Raw genomic sequence first — 14,433 nt, forward strand, 5'->3', positions numbered from 1 at the left:
CAATCCCGGCGATAGTTGCGAGCGTCTTCATGCCGCGCTCGATTCGAACTCGGTGAGCCAGGCTTCGGCTGCCGCGTCCAGCTCGGCGATGTCCGCGGCGATCGTGTGCAGACGCCCGAGCGCGTTGAGCTTGTCCGGCCGGAATCCGGACCAGTGCATGTCGCCGGCCACGATGACCGGCACGGCCTGGTAGCCGAGAAGCTTCACCGCGTCGGCGGCCTCCGGGTCCTGATCGACGTAGCGCAGTTCGTACGGGGTGCCCTGGCGGTCAAGGTGGCGTTTCGTGGCGACGCACTGCTGGCAGCCGGTCCTCTTCGCGAACAGGGTCACGGGAACAGGTGTGGTCACTGGGAGTCTCCAATCGGGGCAATGGTCAGCCAGAGCGCGCCGTCACGGCCCTTCTCGGCTGGGTGGATGACAGGCATCAGCTTCTGCATGTACTTCGGTGTGTCGTCCGGGACGAGGCCGGCGTCGACGAGGCCGTCGCATCGGGTCGCTCATGCCTGAGCCTCCGATCGATCAACGAATCCGAGGAAAGGCGTGAGCCATGTCATTGGTTGTTGGGTTATCCGATGACATGGACGGTTCACGACTGTGTCTCCGCTCGGTTCGCGGCGGCAAGAAGGGCGGCGGCGAGATCTCGCATGTCACTGGGCGAGACGTTCATGAGGCGAGAGAGTTCCGTGTCGATGAACCCGTCGCCGTCGTCGAACTCGCCGATTCGGGCGAGGTCCGTCTTCCATTCGGCGAGGCCCTGATATTCATCCATCGGCTCGGTAACAGAGTCCGGCTCGGGCAGTTCGACGACGACGAAGCGGGCGAGTTGCGAACCGTCGCCGGGAGTCGTCTCGGCGGCACTGATCACGGTGCCGTCCGGGCCGAGGGTTGCGCCTCCTTCGAATACGGGCGGCTTTCCGGTCAGGAGGACGAGTTCGACGGTCCAATAGTCTTTGAGTCCCGTGTCCGGTCGCACGATGATGTCGCGCCCGATACATCCAGGCAGGAGAGTGTCGCCGACGCGGATCCCGTCCGGGCCGATAGTGATGGTCTTGCGGTAGTCGTCGATGGCACTCATCACTTCTCGTTTCTGTCGCGGTTGGCCGTCTCGATGAATGCGCTTGTGTCGCAAAGGTTGAGCGTGTTGACGACCGACTGGTCGCCGTGGTCGTGGGCACGGATGCACTGCCACTTCCCTTCGCGGCGAGCAACGATGCACTCCTCGGGGTCCAGATCGAAAATGATCTGGCCGCCCGGAATCCATCCGCCGGCGGAATAGGTGACCGTCGCCGGGACACTCCAGTCTTCGGCGGGATCGGCACCGGGGTCCCCTCCCCTGTACTCGCTCATCCCCACACCTGCTCTCGGTCGTCCTGGGTGCCGCCGATCCACAGCGCGAGCCGGTACACACCGAGGCCAGTGATTGTGGCGAGCGCAACGCACGCAACGACGACTGCGGCGTCCACGGGGCTCACAGCCCGACTCCGAGCGCGTCGACCAGCTCGCGTGTGGTCATCGCTTCGGCCTCGGCGCGCTGGTATCCCTGGGACTCGGCGTATGCGACCCAGGCGTGGTGCGCCGCTCGGTGGGTAGCGAGTGGCCGGGTCGATTCGCGGGTGACGTTGTCCGATGGGAGGCAGACGCCGCCGCACGGGGCGGACCGGATCGAGGCGCACTTACGGCAGTCCCACACTTGGAGTTCCGACGATGCGATCATGCTGCGCTCCCCAGGATGTAGTCGTACCAACGCTTCACCCAGCGGGCGTCACCGAGCGCGGTGTGTCGTTCGTCCTTCGTGGGTGGTTCGACGCCGCACGCCCGGGACAGGTCATCCGAACGCCACGGCGGGGCGACGAATTCGGCTACCGCACGACGCCGTTCGCGGGTCTCAGTGTCCATAGCGCGCGACACATCCATCTCCGCTTCCGCAATCGCGAGCTTGTCCAGTCCCTGCTCGCGGGTGTCGCGGAGCTTCTCTTCGGCATCCTCACGTTCACGACGCGCGTACTGGCTGCCAACCGACATCGGAATGCATCCCGGGAAGTTGGTGAGATACCCGGCGGCAAGCGTTTCGACGTCTACGAGCTGGTAGTGCCAGGAGGGGCACAGCTTGTGGCGCCGGAGCATCGCGGCGAGGACCTCGGCGTCGAAGCTCGGGACCGCCCCGACGATGATCGCGTCACGGGTCGCACGCTCGACCTCGATCGCGGCGTCGACCTCGAGGAGCATATTCCGCTGGCTACGGGGAAGCAGAGTCATATCGATGGTGAGTGACCACGATTCCTTCGGTCCGCCCTTGAACCGTTCGTGGAACCGGCCTACCTGCAGGCCTTTCAACTCGGCGTTGGTGTTGTCGACGTCAGCGATCTGGAAGCACCGTTCGGTTTCGGTGCCGTCGACGTCGCGGCGGATCCATGCGATCTCCCACGGCCGGCGGTCGGCGTGCAGTCCGTTGGTCTCGGTGTCGAGGAACACGATCGGGCGGTCGGTCATCGTTTGGTCCTCCAAGTGTCGGCGTGCGGGCAGGTCGTGAAGTGGGACAGGTAGAGCGGTTTGTGTGCCGCGCGCAGACCGTCACGGTCCGGGCCGCTGACCATCGCCGCGTGCAGGACCTCGGAGGTGAGCGAGACGACGAGGTTTCCGCGCGGGGTGGGTTCAGGGTCGAGCGGCATCGCTTTGCGGTTCGGGGTGCGGGCCCACACGATCGGCCGGCCGCACGAACGGCAGTGCTCGAGCGGCGCGATCATGGTGAGGTTCGCGCTGGGCATCAGATCTCCTCGACGTCGAGCTGGCCCTTACGGGCTTGCTTGTTGTAGGCCGTGACCAGAACTCGGGCGACGCACTGCGTGAGCGTTCCGCGGGCGCGTTCTTGGAGATCGCGGGCGCGGGTGACGAGCTGTCGGGAGGTCATCTCGGACATGGCGTCGCCGAGCCGTCCGTTGTCGATGGTCAGCGAGTACGTGTCGAGGACGAGCGCGACGCCTTCGAGGACGACAGCCTTTCGGGCGTCGTCCTCGCCGGGCCAGATGTCGAGGACGAGGACGAGGGTGTCGGCAAGGACTTCCGGTGCGGAGCGGGACCAGATGCGTTCGAGAGCTGCGCAGCACTGCAGGTTCCTCGGTCCGGACCCTTGCGTGACCGTGAGTCCGCACTCTCGGGCGATCTTTTCGATGGCGAGGACTACGGTGTCGCCGGATCCTCGGCGGGCGTGCCAGCGATCCCAGGTGCTCAGTGCCTTCGTCTTGGCATCGATGTCGTAGAACAGTTTGGCTTCGTCGGCGAGGGACAGTCCGGTGTGGATGGTGGCTACGAGTGCGGTGACGCCGGCGCGTGATGCTGCGGCCCAGCGGTGCTGCCCGTTGATGATCGCGTAGCGGGGTGAGCAGTGTTCGCCGCGGTCCGAGACCTCGAGGACGCCGACGAGGCGTCGGTCCCAGGTGGTGGCGATCTGGCCGGCGCGTTTGGTGTCGAGTTCGCGCTGGTACAGGCGGTCGGAGAACATGTCGTCGACAGGGACGACGTCGATGTAGGTATCTATGTCGCTCACTGGTCCGTGCCCTTTCGTGCGCGGCGGATCTCTACGACGTCCTGTTCTGCGTGGCGGATCTCTACGACGCCAGCGGCGGCGAGCTGTTCAGCCGCGGCCTTGATCCGATTGGGCTCACCCTTGCTCTCGTCCTTGGTGGCGTTGCGCGGCAGCGAGTCCGCGGCCGGCAGTCGGATGTCCCACGAGTCGGCCCACTGTTCCCGGCGAGCACGGTCCTCGTCGGACAGGTGGGCCGGGGTGAGGATGCCGAGGAAGCTCTCACCGATGACGACCGACAGGGACCGGGACTCGTCGTGCGCGGTGATCTGGATCGGCTCGCCGTACACCTTCGCCGCGGCGGAGAACGCGCTCACGACGTGCGGGGTGAGGTTGATCGTGTCCAGCTCCCCGTGCGGCAGGGACCGGATACGGGAGATGGTGTGCGCGACGTCGGTGAACGAGTCGAGGGTTTCCATACGCGGTAGTTCGAGTGCCTGACCGTCGATACCGGGCAGGCCGGAGACGTCGGCGATTTTGATGTAGTTGTCGCCGGTCTCGATCTGCACCATCGCTTCGGGTTCGTCGTTCTTGTCGGCCGGCGCCTTGAACACGGACAGGATTTTGCGGACCTGGTCGGGCGCGAGGTCGACGAGTTCACCGTCCGGGCCGGCCGGGTCGTCGACGGTTTCCCACACCGAGGCGATGGCAAGGCCCGATGTCCAACCGTCGGTGGCGGTGAGGGTGAGGTTGTGTTCGCCGATCTCGACACGCACCCGGCGGAGCGATTCTGCCTTCGGGTGGGCGTGGGGCACGACCGCGGTGCAGGCGCGCCGCAGGTCGTGTGTGGAAACGCAGATGGTGGTCACTGCTCGGTCCTTTCGGAAGTGTCGGAGGGGATCGGGATTTCGAGTTGACCGTCGATGGGCACGGATGAAACAAGGTGGTCGCGGCACAGCCAGCTGTGGATCCGGATGCGACGCTCGGCGGTTTGGGCATGCCACCAGGCGTCCGCGTCGTCGGCGGACGTCACCCGCTCCCCTCCCTGCACTGCACGTGTTTGACGACGCCGGCGGGGAGTTGTTCGCCGCAGACCGAGCAGAGCCGTATGACGGGTTGCACGTTCGCCTCGGCGGACAGGATCGCGGATGCGACCGGAACGCTGTCTGTGACGCGATATTTCGCGAGTTCGTCGGTTTCCGTCACGGCCGTACCTTCTTCCCTGCGTTCGCCGCGTCGATGAGGTCGCGGCGGTAGACGCGCAGGACGCGAGCACGGACGAAGGCGACGTTCAGCAGTGCCCAGCCGGTGAGCAAGACCAGCCACCCCCAACCGAACGCAGCGCAGACAAGGACGGCGACGACAAGGAGCACCTCGGCGATCGTGAAGAGGTTGAGCGCCTTCTTCGGCAGCGGCCGATCGAGGTCGTCGGTCATCGCTTCGCATCCGTTCCGAGTGCCTCACGCAGCTCGGCGATCATGTTGTCCTCACCGCCACCGCCAAACTGTTCCCATGTGCGTAGCAGCGACCGCACGCGGTCAACGACGGCGTCAGCAGATCCGATGCGCGGTCCGAGGGTGGCGTTGACGACGACAGGGACACCGTCAGCGAGCGCAGCCCGGGCAGCAGCCACGCGATGCGATACCCATCCGCAATCCATCGACGGCCAGGCCGCCGAGCAGGAGCAGGGCCCGGTACCGCTCATCGGTCACTCCTCTGCTTCGGGTCGTCGACGATCGTGGCGACGAGTGCGGTGGCAAGTTCGATGCGGGTTTCGCGGCTCAGCGGGCCGGTGGTGGCGATTCGGATGTCGCCGGTGGCATCGTCGAGGGCGATCACAGTGCTCTCGTCGGCCGAGAACCACGGCAGGGTGATCGGAGGGCAGTGCAGGACGGCGTACTGAGGGCCGAGTTCGTTTGCTACAGCGCGAAGATCAGTGTCGGTGAGATCGTTCGTCGTCATGATGATCGGCTTCCGAGGTAGGTGGCTGCGTTGTTCCAGGCTTCGGTCTTTCCTCGCGACGCGGACTTGCCGAGGGTCGCGAGGACAGGCCGGCGCAGGTGGTCGGGTAACCGCTTCCAGCACTCGGTGCAGGCGAAGGTGTTCGCGTGCAGGAGTCTGTGCGGGTGTCCGGGGCACCTGCGCCGGCGTGCGCTCACTTCTTCGTGCTCCTCGTGTTGCGGATCTGCACGGGCATGTCGATGGATTCGACGCTGCAGGGGGTGTTGCCGCGCCAGAGGCGTCCGGGGCGGTCGCCGACGGTGAAGACGCGGCCGGAGTCGAGTTCGACGAATCGGGTGCCCTTGGCGAGGTGCCAGAGGATCCGGCTGTCAAAGATCACCGGTTCGACCGGTTCTGCCGGCGTTTTGGTGGTCATGCGATGGGTCCGGTCGCGCCGATGATGTACAGGTATCCGATCGCGGTGATGATTGCGCCGAGGGCGAGGACCCACAGCCAGGTCTCGGTGCCGGTCGGGCCGTCGATGATGATGTCGGTGACGAGCTCGGTGTCGGTGACGTCGACCACCGGAGCCTCGATGTACCTGGTAGTGGTCGGCGCCGAGAAGATGGCGGACGTGTCGACGGGCGTAGTGAAGAAGTGTGCGGTGAGCTCATCGAAGATGGGGGTGTCTACCGGCTCGAGCACGGCGACAGAGTTGCGGGTAGTGTTGGTGTTCGACATCGGATTCCTTTTCTGCGGTGTCGTTGGCCGTCAGATGGTGGATCATCTGGCGGCCCTTTACTTTTGATGGGTGGCTACTGCTCGCTGGGAAGTGAATCGAGCCAGGACTTGAGTTCGTCGGCGGGGACGAGGATGGAACGGCCGGCGTAGCGGCAGCCCAGTCGTCCGGCCTTGATCTCGCGGTAGATGAACATCGTCGAGACGCCAACGGCTTTGGCGGCGTCGGACACTCGGTAGGCCAGGGCCTCTTCCGGAAGCGTGTTCGTCTGGGCGGTCTTCATGGAGTCGTGTCCTCCATCAGTTCCTTGAGAACGAAGTACTGCTCTAGCAGGGCGGATGAGGCGTCGGCCCACTTTCGTTTCGCCTCGGTCATCTCCTTCTCTGCTTTGTCCTGTTCGGCTAGGAGACGGTCGAAGGTGCGCGCTGCGTCGTCGATCCGTTCCCTTTTCTTGTCGCGGTGTCCCTGCGGCACGTCGGGGCTCCTGAGTTGACTGGATTAATCTTGCGTGACTTCATTCACGGTACGCCCCGACGTGAACGTGTGCAACAAGATTGCTTCGATTCATTCACGGCGTGAGAACGGACACACTGGACATTCGTCCACCTGGGGATTTAGGACCTTTGGCCTACTCCGCAGTAAGTTCGTTACCCAAACGTGCATTGCATTGATTCAACTCACCCCTTAGGGTTTGCGTTCATGGGAGATCACATTGCATCCATGGAAAGTCCGAAGAACACCTGGTGGGAGTTCATCAGCAACGCAATGGAACGCAAGGGCATGACCGCGGCCGAACTCGCCGATGCCGCTGGATTCAATCCCTCCACGCTCTCGCACTGGAAGAAGGGCAATGCCGTGCCTCGACTGGAGCTCGTGCGCGCAACCGCAAAGGCTCTCGACGTCAATTTCCTCGACGCACTGCTCGCTTCTGGCCTATTGGGGCTCGAGGATCTCAAACTCGAGCGCGTAAAGCCGGACCTCTCGCTCGTATCGGACGAGGAGATCCTGCAGGAAGCAGCTCGTCGAATGATCGAACTGCGCAAAAGGGTCAAATAGCACAAGATCATGTTCGAACACCTGTTCGGTAACACGCGTTCAAACCGACCCGATACCCTCTCGTTATCGGGGTAGGAAATTCGGGAGGCGCGACGTGTTCGGTTTTGCAGGTGTAGTAGAGATGTTCGACGCTTTGATCGATGTGCTGCGAAAGAGCCATCCAGATCTAGCTGCGGAGCTGGCATCGATGACGCCGGCTGAGCGGCAGGCCTCGATCACCTACTGGGCTGATTGCCTAGTCCGCAGCGAACAGGACGTCGAGGTGAGCGAGCGCCTGGCGGGCCAGGTCCCGGTTGACGTGCTGGTAACCGCGCGTCGTCACAATATTCGAATGGCCAAGGATCGACGCGATGACATGGGCGTCGACGCCGGCCTCCATCAGCAGCGACGCGGTCGTGTGTCGGGCGGCATGCAGATGCACGTCCGGGACCTCGGCCGCGGCAAGCATGTCGTGCCACGCATCTGAGTCGTCGCGCGACGAAATCGGTCGGAACTGCTCCGACACCCACACCAGATTCCACTCGTTCGGGATCTGACGTTCCTTATAACGCATCAGCAGCAGTGCCAGCGGTTCCGGTAGCGGGATCATGCGGATCGACGTCTCGGTCTTCGGCCGCGTCAGGGCAGTCCCTCGATACAGCGGGATGTGCTCGTAGCCGGCACGCACGATGAACCGCTTCGGGTCATCCGGTCGCGCGCCGGGCTTCAGCTTCAGTCGCTGCAACTGCCAGGACAGATCGAGCGTGCCGTTCTCCAGGTCCACGCGGTCCCATTGCAAGCCCAGCAGCTCCCCCTGTCGCGCTCCTGTGAGCAATGCCGCCGCGATCCGCGTGAGAATCGCATCCCCGCGTGAGGCGGCGACGCGCAGCACCTTGCGGGCTTCGTCCGTCGTGAGCGCACCACGCTCCTTCGACAGCACTTTCGGCGCGGACACCAGCTCGACGACGTTCCGTGAAACCACACCGTCCTTCTTCGCATCGGACAGCGCCTTCGACAGGATCCGGTGCGCAATCTCTGCGGTGCGCGTCGAACGACCGGCGTCGAGAATCTTGGTCTCCATCGAACGCACGTGCGTGGGCGTGAGCTTGACGAGCTTCACCGTGCCGATGTGCGGAACGATGTTGTTCTTCACGGCCGAACGGTACGTCTGGAGTGTGCGGGGGCCGACTGAACGTGAAGCGATGGTATCGAGCCAGGTGTCCATCCAGTCGGCGACGCTGGTGGTGTTCTTGGCCGGCGCGACGAGGCCGTCCTCGACGTCGCGGCGGAGCTTGCGCAACTTCGCGATGGCCTTCGCTTTGTCCTTGGACGAGACGGTCTTGCGGCGGCGCTTGCCGTCCGGTCCTGGCGGAAGGTCGACGGTGCCGATCCAGAGCCCGTCGCCGCGTTTGAACAGTGCCCCGTCGCCGGCCGTCCGGCGAGGCTTCTTCTCGGTGTCGGCGGTGTCGTCGCGCTGGGCCTTGCTCGCTGCCATCGGGGCCTTCCGTGATCCGCGTACTGTAGCCAACGACTGTAGCCTAGCCCGGTCGCATCCTGAGTTAACCTGAGTTGTCTGGTGTGCGTGACCTGCGGCGATACCGTCTCTACCTGCAGCGATCCTGCACAATCATCAGATTCCCAAGCTGAATACGCGGGTTCGATTCCCGTCATCGGCTCTCACACGAAGGCCCCGACCACACGGTCGGGGCCTTCGTCGTATCCGGGCCTCACCGGCCTTCGAGGTACGCGCGGGCCGTGTCGAGGAGTTCGGGAAGTGAGCGGGTCGCGTCCAGGGTGACGCCGTCCTCGTCGGGTCCCAACGGCTCGAGCGTCTCGAACTGCGACGCCACCAGCGACTCGGAGAAGAAGTGGCCGCCGCGTCCGCGGACCCTGGACCGCACGACGTCGACGGGCACATCCAGATGCAGGAAGACGGCCGGGGTGCCGGCCCGCAGGATGTCGCGGTACGACCGCTTCAGTGCCGAGCACGCGACCACCGGGGTCTCGTCGCTGTCGGCTGCGGCCTCGGCGACCGCACGCAACCAGGGCTCACGATCGTCGTCGTCGAGCGCACGCCCCGAGCGCATCTTCTCGATCGACGCGTCGCTGTGATAGTCGTCCGCTTCGATGAAGGCTCCGCCGATCGCGTCCGCGAGCTGCCTCGCGAAAGTCGTTTTGCCACATCCACTGACGCCCATCACCACAACAGCCATGCCACATCGTAACTTCGGGGAGGTTGTGGTCGCTCTCGTCGAAATTCCCGGCCACAACCTCCCCGAAGTTCACTCCAGGTACGACGCGTAATCGGCGTAGGGCACCTGCTCGGTGGGGCTTGCCGCGGGTGAATTGGGGGAGAATGTGGGCGGTTTCCGCGAGATTCTCGGCAACGACCTCCCCCGACAAAGCAGCGTGGCCGCCACCCGGAAGGGTGACGGCCACGGGGCTGCAGTGACGCCTAGACGGTCGCAGCAACCGCTTCCTCGGCCTGGGCCGGGGCGCTCGTGCGGATGAGGTGGTCGAACGCGCCGAGCGCGGCCGTCGCACCCGCGCCTGCGGAGACGATGATCTGCTTGTACGGGACGGTCGTGCAGTCGCCGGCGGCGAACACGCCGGGCACCGAGGTGCGACCGTGGTCGTCGACGACGATCTCGCCGCGCGGGCTGAGTTCGACGGTGCCGGAGAGCCACTCGGTGTTGGGCAGCAGACCGATCTGGACGAACACGCCGTCGAGCTCGAGGGTGCGCGACTCGTCGGTGGTGCGGTCGGTGTAGGTCAGGCCGGTGACCTTCGAACCGTCGCCGAGGACCTCGGTGGTCAGGGCGCTGACGACGATGTCGACGTTGGGCAGGCTGCGGAGCTTGCGCTGCAGCACCTCGTCGGCGCGCAGGACCGAGTCGAACTCGATGAGCGTCACGTGGGCGACGACGCCGGCGAGGTCGATCGCGGCCTCGACACCGGAGTTGCCGCCACCGATGACCGCGACGCGCTTGCCCTTGAACAGCGGGCCGTCGCAGTGCGGGCAGTAGGTGACGCCCTTGTTGCGGTACTCCTGCTCACCCGGCACGTTCATCGCGCGCCAACGGGCACCTGTCGCGAGAACGACGCTGCGCGAGAGCAACCGGGCACCGCTCTCGAGCTCGACCTCCACGAGACCACCCTCGGTGGGGGCCGGGGTGAGCTTCGAGGCCTTCTGGACGTTCATGATGTCGACGTCGTACTGGCGCACGTGGTTCTCGAGCTCGGCGGCGAACTTCGGGCCCTCCGTGTAGGGGACGGAGGAGAAGTTCTCGATGGCCATGGTGTCGAGCACCTGGCCGCCGAAACGCTCGGCGAGAACACCGGTGCGGATTCCCTTGCGGGAGGCGTAGATCGCGGCGGTCGCGCCGGCGGGGCCACCACCGACGACGAGGACGTCGAAGGGATCCTTCTCGCTGATCGCGGCGGCGGTGCGCTCGGCGGAGCCGCTGTCGAGCTTGCCGACGATCTGCTCGAGGTTCATGCGTCCGGAGCCGAACAGCTCACCGTTGAGGAAGACGGTCGGCACGGCCATGACCTGACGTGCGTCGACCTCGTCCTGGAAGAGGGAGCCTTCGATCGCGGTGTGCTTGATGCGCGAGTTGGTCACGCACATCACGTTCAGGGCCTGCACCACGTCGGGGCAGTTCTGGCACGACAGCGAGAAGTAGGTCTCGAAGTGGAAGTCGCCCTCGAGATCGCGCACCTGCTCGAGCAGTTCCACGGCCTCCTTCGAGGGGTGGCCGCCGACCTGCAGCAGGGCGAGCACGAGGGAGGTGAACTCGTGGCCGAGCGGGATACCCGCGAACTCGACCGCGATGTCGGTGCCGACCCGGCGGATCAGGAAGGAGGGGCGACGGGTGGCTTCACCGTCGCGCACATGGGTGACCAGATCGGACATGCCGGCGATCTGATCGAGGAGGTCGGCGAGTTCCTTCGACTTCGGCCGGTCGTCGAGGGACGACACGAGCTCGATCGGCTGGGTGACCTTTTCGAGAAGGGACTTCAGCTGGGCGGCAAGGGAGGCATCGAGCATGAGGATTCACTCCAGAGGTGGAAGAACTGTGACCGGAAGAGATGGGAGTCGGCGAACTTCTCAGCTCGAGCCGAGCGGACCCGGACGGTGCCCGGTGGCACGGGACGTTCGATCCCGTGCCACCGGAACGAATTTCCGTCGACGAATCAGATCTTGCCGACGAGCTCCAGCGACGGAGCGAGGGTGTCGTCGCCCTCTTCCCACTTGGCCGGGCAGACCTCACCCGGGTGGTTGCGGACGTACTGAGCGGCCTTGACCTTGCGGACGAGCTCGGCGGCGTTGCGGCCGATGCCCTCAGCGGTGACCTCGGTGAACTGGACGACGCCGTCCGGGTCGACCAGGAAGGTGCCGCGGTCGGCAAGGCCCTGGTCCTCACGGAGGACCTCGAAGTCGGTGCTGATCTGCAGGGTCGGGTCACCGATCATGGCGTACTTGATCTTGCCGATGGTCTCGGACGAGCCGTGCCATGCCTTGTGCGTGAAGTGCGTGTCGGTCGAGACGGAGAAGACCTCGACGCCGAGCTTCTGCAGCTCCTCGTAGTGGTCCGCGAGGTCGCCGAGCTCCGTCGGGCAGACGAACGTGAAGTCTGCGGGGTAGAAGAAGAAGATCGCCCACTTGTCCTTGATGTCCTCGTCGGACACGGTCACGAAGGCGCCGTCCTTGAAAGCCTCGGCCTTGAAGGGCTTGATCTTCTTGTTGATCAGCGACATGTAGAAACCTCACTCGTCTCGATGGGGTTGACGGCTTCGACGTTATCCGCGAACTATTAATTGTGCCAATCGATAGTTTCTAGAAATTCGATAAGCAAGGGCTATAACACGGCATTCGGCCAGGTCGTTGCTTTTCCTTCCTCACGAATGTGACAGAACACACAGCCTTTGCGACAGAGCACTCCGGCCCGTCCGGAAGGGAAAGATGGAACCGATGCACTCACGACTGAGCTACCGCCGCACCGGATCCGGTGACCCCCTACTCCTCCTGCACGGCATCGGCGCCACGATGGACGACTTCTCCACCCTCGTGCCGCGACTCGCCGAGCACTTCGACGTGCTGAACGCCGAACTACCCGGCTACGGTTCGTCGCCGAAGCAGAACGGTCGACCCACCGTCGGCGCCCTACTGTCGGTAGGACTCGACCTCGTCGACCGGCCGCGCCTGGGCGTCGTCCGGGTCGTCGCCGAACTCGGCCTTCGCGCGACGCTGCCGCAGCAGGTCCCAGCACTGGTCGAGCCTCTTCTCGACAGCGGCCAGCCGCTGCAGGTCCTCGTCGCTCGGACCGTCCGCGCCGGTTCGTGAGCGCAGTGTCTTCTCTTCGTCCACCAGCTTCTCGATGTGCTGGAAGAGTTCGTTCTCGTCCATGGGAAACTCCCTCGATGTGGTGTTCCGTCGGCATAGCCTCATCCGGCAGGAGTGAAACCGCCGCCGGTTTCGCACCGGGCCGGCCGGGTATCTCCTCGACATGAGCATCGAAGACGGTCCCGGCGACACCCTCAGCCCCAGCGAAGGCCTCGACGCCGACGAAGTGCGGAACGACGACGGCGACGAGGTCGTCGACCCGCCCGAGGACTGGAGCGGCGCCGACAAGTTCGGAACGACCCAGCGTGAAGAGCAAGAAGGCGAGTCGCTGGACCAGCGCCTCGCCGAGGAGGAACCCGACGTCGAACCCGCTGAGCCGCTGGACAAGCCTGTCGCGGCGACACCGGAGGACGAGCTCACCGAGGACGTCGACGAGGTGATCGACGACGCCACCACCGGCGCCCCCGAGGACTCGAAACTCGCCGACGAGGTCGACGGGGTGATCGTGCAGGATTCGCGTGTCGACCGCGGTCAGATCAGCGGCGCCCCCGAGGACGGGGAGTCGATCTTCCCGATCGTCGAGTAGGAGTTCGGCGAACAGACGAAGGGGAGGTTGTGTGCGTGTCCGGTAGACGGACACGCACACAACCTCCCCTTACCCCGTGCTAGAGCTTCGCGCTAGAGCACCTTCGAGCCGTACATCTCGCCGAGCGGGTCGGCGATGAGTTCGAGGCGGGCCCCGTCGGGGTCGCGGAAGTACAGCGAGACGTCGCTGTGTTCGACGAGTTCGACACCCGCGTCGATCAGATTGTCGCGCAGGCGCTCCCAGGTGGGAAGGGCGACGCTGATCGCGATGTGGTGCAGACCGCCGAAGACCTCCCGGTAGGGGCCGACGTCGAGACCGGGGAAGTCGAAGAAGGCCAGCAGGTTGCCGTTGCCGATGTCGAAGAAGAAGTGTGACGACCCCGGATAGTCGCGGTTCTCGATCAACTCCGTCAGCGGGAACTCGAGGAGATCCTGGTAGAAGCGCACGGTCTGCTCGACGTCGCTGCTGATCAGCGCGGTGTGGTGCAGTCCCCGCGCCGAGGACTGCGGGCGCGCGTCGGCGGGCTTCAGGTGCGCGTCGCGGATGAGTGCACGCCGACGCTCGAATTCTTCGTAGCGCTGCTGCTCGTCGGCGATCATCGACCCACCTTCTTTCCGATGTGGTTGCTTTCTCAACCAGGATGATCCCAACTAGTTGCGTTGTCAACTAGTTGGGTCGAGGCGGTAGCTCTTCGTGACCCGGGGAGTCACGGACCGGGTACGACGATCTCGTCGCCGTCACGTCTTCTTCACGAACATCCGATTCGCCCGTTCCCCCGGATGTCGAGTGCGGACGATGAATATGTCGGGGACTCACCGCGGTTCCGAGGAGATCCCATGAACCATCGCAGGACCCTGCGTGCGACGGTCTCGTTGCTCGCACCGCTCGCACTGCTCGCCGGTTTCGCACCTGCCGCGAGCGCAGCGGCGGATACGGACACCCGAGGATTGTGGACGGTCAGCACCCGCGGAGACACCGTGCTGGTGAAGCTGATGTACACGTCCCCACCGGACGAGGACCACCCCTTCATCTGCGTCGCGGCGCTCGGCACCGGCGAGTCCGGAATCGCGGAGATCTTCGGAGCGAACTACCAGACCCTCGAGTTCACCGGGATCGCCGCAGGACTCAACATCGCGACCGCCAGTTGCGAAGACAACGACGGGGAGCTGCGGCCGGTGGGCGCGATCGAGTTCGAGTTGCCCGGCCCACCGACCCTCCACTACGTCGCGACCGAGTCGTTCTGGTTCGACGACGCAGACGACTGA

Annotated in this window: 27 protein-coding genes and 1 pseudogene; 4 read left to right on the forward strand and 24 right to left on the reverse strand. The window is 64.9% G+C overall.

Features of this window, described 5'->3' with window-relative positions; translation table 11 throughout:
- Positions 1–27 precede the first annotated feature (27 nt).
- The 18 genes from LPH33_RS20900 to LPH33_RS20980 form a co-directional block, all read right to left on the reverse strand.
- Positions 28–348 carry a glutaredoxin family protein gene (locus LPH33_RS20900; RefSeq protein WP_229565809.1) on the reverse strand — a complete coding sequence of 107 codons (321 nt, stop codon included), beginning with the start codon at positions 346–348 and terminating at the stop codon, positions 28–30.
- 238 nt (positions 349–586) lie between these two features.
- The gene (locus LPH33_RS20905; RefSeq protein ID WP_229565810.1) at positions 587–1,075 is read right to left on the reverse strand and encodes a hypothetical protein; all 489 of its coding nucleotides are present in this window, start codon (positions 1,073–1,075) and stop codon (positions 587–589) included.
- Entirely contained in the window at positions 1,075–1,347 is a 273-nt protein-coding gene (locus LPH33_RS20910) for a hypothetical protein (protein WP_229565811.1), read from the reverse strand. Before LPH33_RS20910 ends, LPH33_RS20905 begins: the two co-directional genes overlap by 1 nt.
- On the reverse strand, positions 1,344–1,472 hold the full coding sequence (locus LPH33_RS26845) for a hypothetical protein (RefSeq protein WP_267499174.1): 129 nt from the start codon (positions 1,470–1,472) through the stop codon (positions 1,344–1,346). Before LPH33_RS26845 ends, LPH33_RS20910 begins: the two co-directional genes overlap by 4 nt.
- Positions 1,469–1,714 (reverse strand): hypothetical protein, encoded by a 246-nt coding sequence (locus tag LPH33_RS20915; RefSeq protein ID WP_229565812.1) that lies wholly within the window; start codon positions 1,712–1,714, stop codon positions 1,469–1,471. The genes LPH33_RS26845 and LPH33_RS20915 overlap by 4 nt, the downstream gene beginning before the upstream one ends.
- On the reverse strand, positions 1,711–2,490 hold the full coding sequence (locus tag LPH33_RS20920; RefSeq protein ID WP_229565813.1) for a hypothetical protein: 780 nt from the start codon (positions 2,488–2,490) through the stop codon (positions 1,711–1,713). Before LPH33_RS20920 ends, LPH33_RS20915 begins: the two co-directional genes overlap by 4 nt.
- Positions 2,487–2,765, reverse strand: a complete 279-nt coding sequence (locus LPH33_RS20925) for a hypothetical protein (RefSeq protein ID WP_229565814.1) — start codon at positions 2,763–2,765, stop codon at positions 2,487–2,489. The genes LPH33_RS20920 and LPH33_RS20925 overlap by 4 nt, the downstream gene beginning before the upstream one ends.
- Complete coding sequence (locus LPH33_RS20930; RefSeq protein ID WP_229565815.1) at positions 2,765–3,544, reverse strand: DUF6551 family protein; 780 nt, start codon at positions 3,542–3,544, stop codon at positions 2,765–2,767. The genes LPH33_RS20925 and LPH33_RS20930 overlap by 1 nt, the downstream gene beginning before the upstream one ends.
- Entirely contained in the window at positions 3,541–4,389 is an 849-nt protein-coding gene (locus LPH33_RS20935) for a hypothetical protein (protein ID WP_229565816.1), read from the reverse strand. Before LPH33_RS20935 ends, LPH33_RS20930 begins: the two co-directional genes overlap by 4 nt.
- Complete coding sequence (locus LPH33_RS20940; RefSeq protein ID WP_229565817.1) at positions 4,386–4,553, reverse strand: hypothetical protein; 168 nt, start codon at positions 4,551–4,553, stop codon at positions 4,386–4,388. Before LPH33_RS20940 ends, LPH33_RS20935 begins: the two co-directional genes overlap by 4 nt.
- On the reverse strand, positions 4,550–4,726 hold the full coding sequence (locus LPH33_RS20945; RefSeq protein ID WP_229565819.1) for a hypothetical protein: 177 nt from the start codon (positions 4,724–4,726) through the stop codon (positions 4,550–4,552). The genes LPH33_RS20940 and LPH33_RS20945 overlap by 4 nt, the downstream gene beginning before the upstream one ends.
- Entirely contained in the window at positions 4,723–4,956 is a 234-nt protein-coding gene (locus tag LPH33_RS20950; protein ID WP_229565821.1) for a hypothetical protein, read from the reverse strand. The genes LPH33_RS20945 and LPH33_RS20950 overlap by 4 nt, the downstream gene beginning before the upstream one ends.
- Entirely contained in the window at positions 4,953–5,225 is a 273-nt protein-coding gene (locus tag LPH33_RS20955) for a hypothetical protein (protein WP_229565823.1), read from the reverse strand. The genes LPH33_RS20950 and LPH33_RS20955 overlap by 4 nt, the downstream gene beginning before the upstream one ends.
- Complete coding sequence (locus LPH33_RS20960; protein WP_229565825.1) at positions 5,222–5,482, reverse strand: hypothetical protein; 261 nt, start codon at positions 5,480–5,482, stop codon at positions 5,222–5,224. The genes LPH33_RS20955 and LPH33_RS20960 overlap by 4 nt, the downstream gene beginning before the upstream one ends.
- Before the next feature lie 193 nt (positions 5,483–5,675).
- Positions 5,676–5,897, reverse strand: a complete 222-nt coding sequence (locus LPH33_RS20965; protein WP_229565827.1) for a hypothetical protein — start codon at positions 5,895–5,897, stop codon at positions 5,676–5,678.
- The gene (locus tag LPH33_RS20970) at positions 5,894–6,202 is read right to left on the reverse strand and encodes a hypothetical protein (RefSeq protein ID WP_229565829.1); all 309 of its coding nucleotides are present in this window, start codon (positions 6,200–6,202) and stop codon (positions 5,894–5,896) included. Before LPH33_RS20970 ends, LPH33_RS20965 begins: the two co-directional genes overlap by 4 nt.
- Positions 6,203–6,276: 74 nt before the next feature.
- Complete coding sequence (locus LPH33_RS20975; protein ID WP_229565831.1) at positions 6,277–6,483, reverse strand: helix-turn-helix domain-containing protein; 207 nt, start codon at positions 6,481–6,483, stop codon at positions 6,277–6,279.
- Positions 6,480–6,674, reverse strand: a complete 195-nt coding sequence (locus LPH33_RS20980) for a hypothetical protein (protein WP_229565833.1) — start codon at positions 6,672–6,674, stop codon at positions 6,480–6,482. Before LPH33_RS20980 ends, LPH33_RS20975 begins: the two co-directional genes overlap by 4 nt.
- 225 nt (positions 6,675–6,899) lie before the next feature.
- Here LPH33_RS20980 and LPH33_RS20985 point away from each other — a divergent pair, with 225 nt between their 5' ends.
- Positions 6,900–7,256, forward strand: a complete 357-nt coding sequence (locus tag LPH33_RS20985; protein WP_229565835.1) for a helix-turn-helix domain-containing protein — start codon at positions 6,900–6,902, stop codon at positions 7,254–7,256.
- A gap of 235 nt (positions 7,257–7,491) precedes the next feature.
- On the opposite strand, the gene LPH33_RS20990 is transcribed toward LPH33_RS20985, so the two are convergent.
- From LPH33_RS20990 to ahpC, 4 genes are all read right to left on the reverse strand, one after another.
- The gene (locus tag LPH33_RS20990) at positions 7,492–8,730 is read right to left on the reverse strand and encodes a tyrosine-type recombinase/integrase (protein WP_229565837.1); all 1,239 of its coding nucleotides are present in this window, start codon (positions 8,728–8,730) and stop codon (positions 7,492–7,494) included.
- Positions 8,731–8,962: 232 nt separating this feature from the next.
- Positions 8,963–9,448: a gluconokinase gene (locus tag LPH33_RS20995; protein ID WP_420714456.1), complete on the reverse strand. Its 486-nt coding sequence runs from the start codon at positions 9,446–9,448 to the stop codon at positions 8,963–8,965.
- A gap of 242 nt (positions 9,449–9,690) precedes the next feature.
- Positions 9,691–11,286: an alkyl hydroperoxide reductase subunit F gene (gene ahpF, locus LPH33_RS21000; protein ID WP_160874076.1), complete on the reverse strand. Its 1,596-nt coding sequence runs from the start codon at positions 11,284–11,286 to the stop codon at positions 9,691–9,693.
- 146 nt (positions 11,287–11,432) lie between these two features.
- Positions 11,433–11,996, reverse strand: coding sequence for an alkyl hydroperoxide reductase subunit C (ahpC, locus tag LPH33_RS21005; RefSeq protein WP_229565839.1), 564 nt, complete (start codon positions 11,994–11,996; stop codon positions 11,433–11,435).
- A gap of 214 nt (positions 11,997–12,210) precedes the next feature.
- On the opposite strand from ahpC, the pseudogene LPH33_RS26915 reads away from it, so the two are divergent.
- Positions 12,211–12,372 (forward strand): annotated as a pseudogene (locus LPH33_RS26915) (alpha/beta fold hydrolase); the annotation flags it as partial.
- 30 nt (positions 12,373–12,402) lie between these two features.
- Here the strand turns inward: LPH33_RS26915 and LPH33_RS21010 are convergent.
- Positions 12,403–12,645, reverse strand: a complete 243-nt coding sequence (locus LPH33_RS21010) for a DUF2630 family protein (protein WP_006552644.1) — start codon at positions 12,643–12,645, stop codon at positions 12,403–12,405.
- 100 nt (positions 12,646–12,745) lie between these two features.
- Between LPH33_RS21010 and LPH33_RS21015 the strand changes: the two genes are divergently transcribed.
- Positions 12,746–13,168 carry a hypothetical protein gene (locus LPH33_RS21015; protein ID WP_064851718.1) on the forward strand — a complete coding sequence of 141 codons (423 nt, stop codon included), beginning with the start codon at positions 12,746–12,748 and terminating at the stop codon, positions 13,166–13,168.
- 92 nt (positions 13,169–13,260) lie between these two features.
- Here the strand turns inward: LPH33_RS21015 and LPH33_RS21020 are convergent, their stop codons facing one another.
- The gene (locus LPH33_RS21020) at positions 13,261–13,767 is read right to left on the reverse strand and encodes a VOC family protein (RefSeq protein WP_229565841.1); all 507 of its coding nucleotides are present in this window, start codon (positions 13,765–13,767) and stop codon (positions 13,261–13,263) included.
- A 237-nt stretch (positions 13,768–14,004) separates the two neighbouring features.
- Here LPH33_RS21020 and LPH33_RS21025 point away from each other — a divergent pair, with 237 nt between their 5' ends.
- On the forward strand, positions 14,005–14,433 hold the full coding sequence (locus LPH33_RS21025; RefSeq protein ID WP_006552647.1) for a hypothetical protein: 429 nt from the start codon (positions 14,005–14,007) through the stop codon (positions 14,431–14,433).

It is taken from the genome of Rhodococcus sp. RDE2 (assembly GCF_020885655.1).
Classification (GTDB): domain Bacteria; phylum Actinomycetota; class Actinomycetes; order Mycobacteriales; family Mycobacteriaceae; genus Rhodococcus; species Rhodococcus pyridinivorans.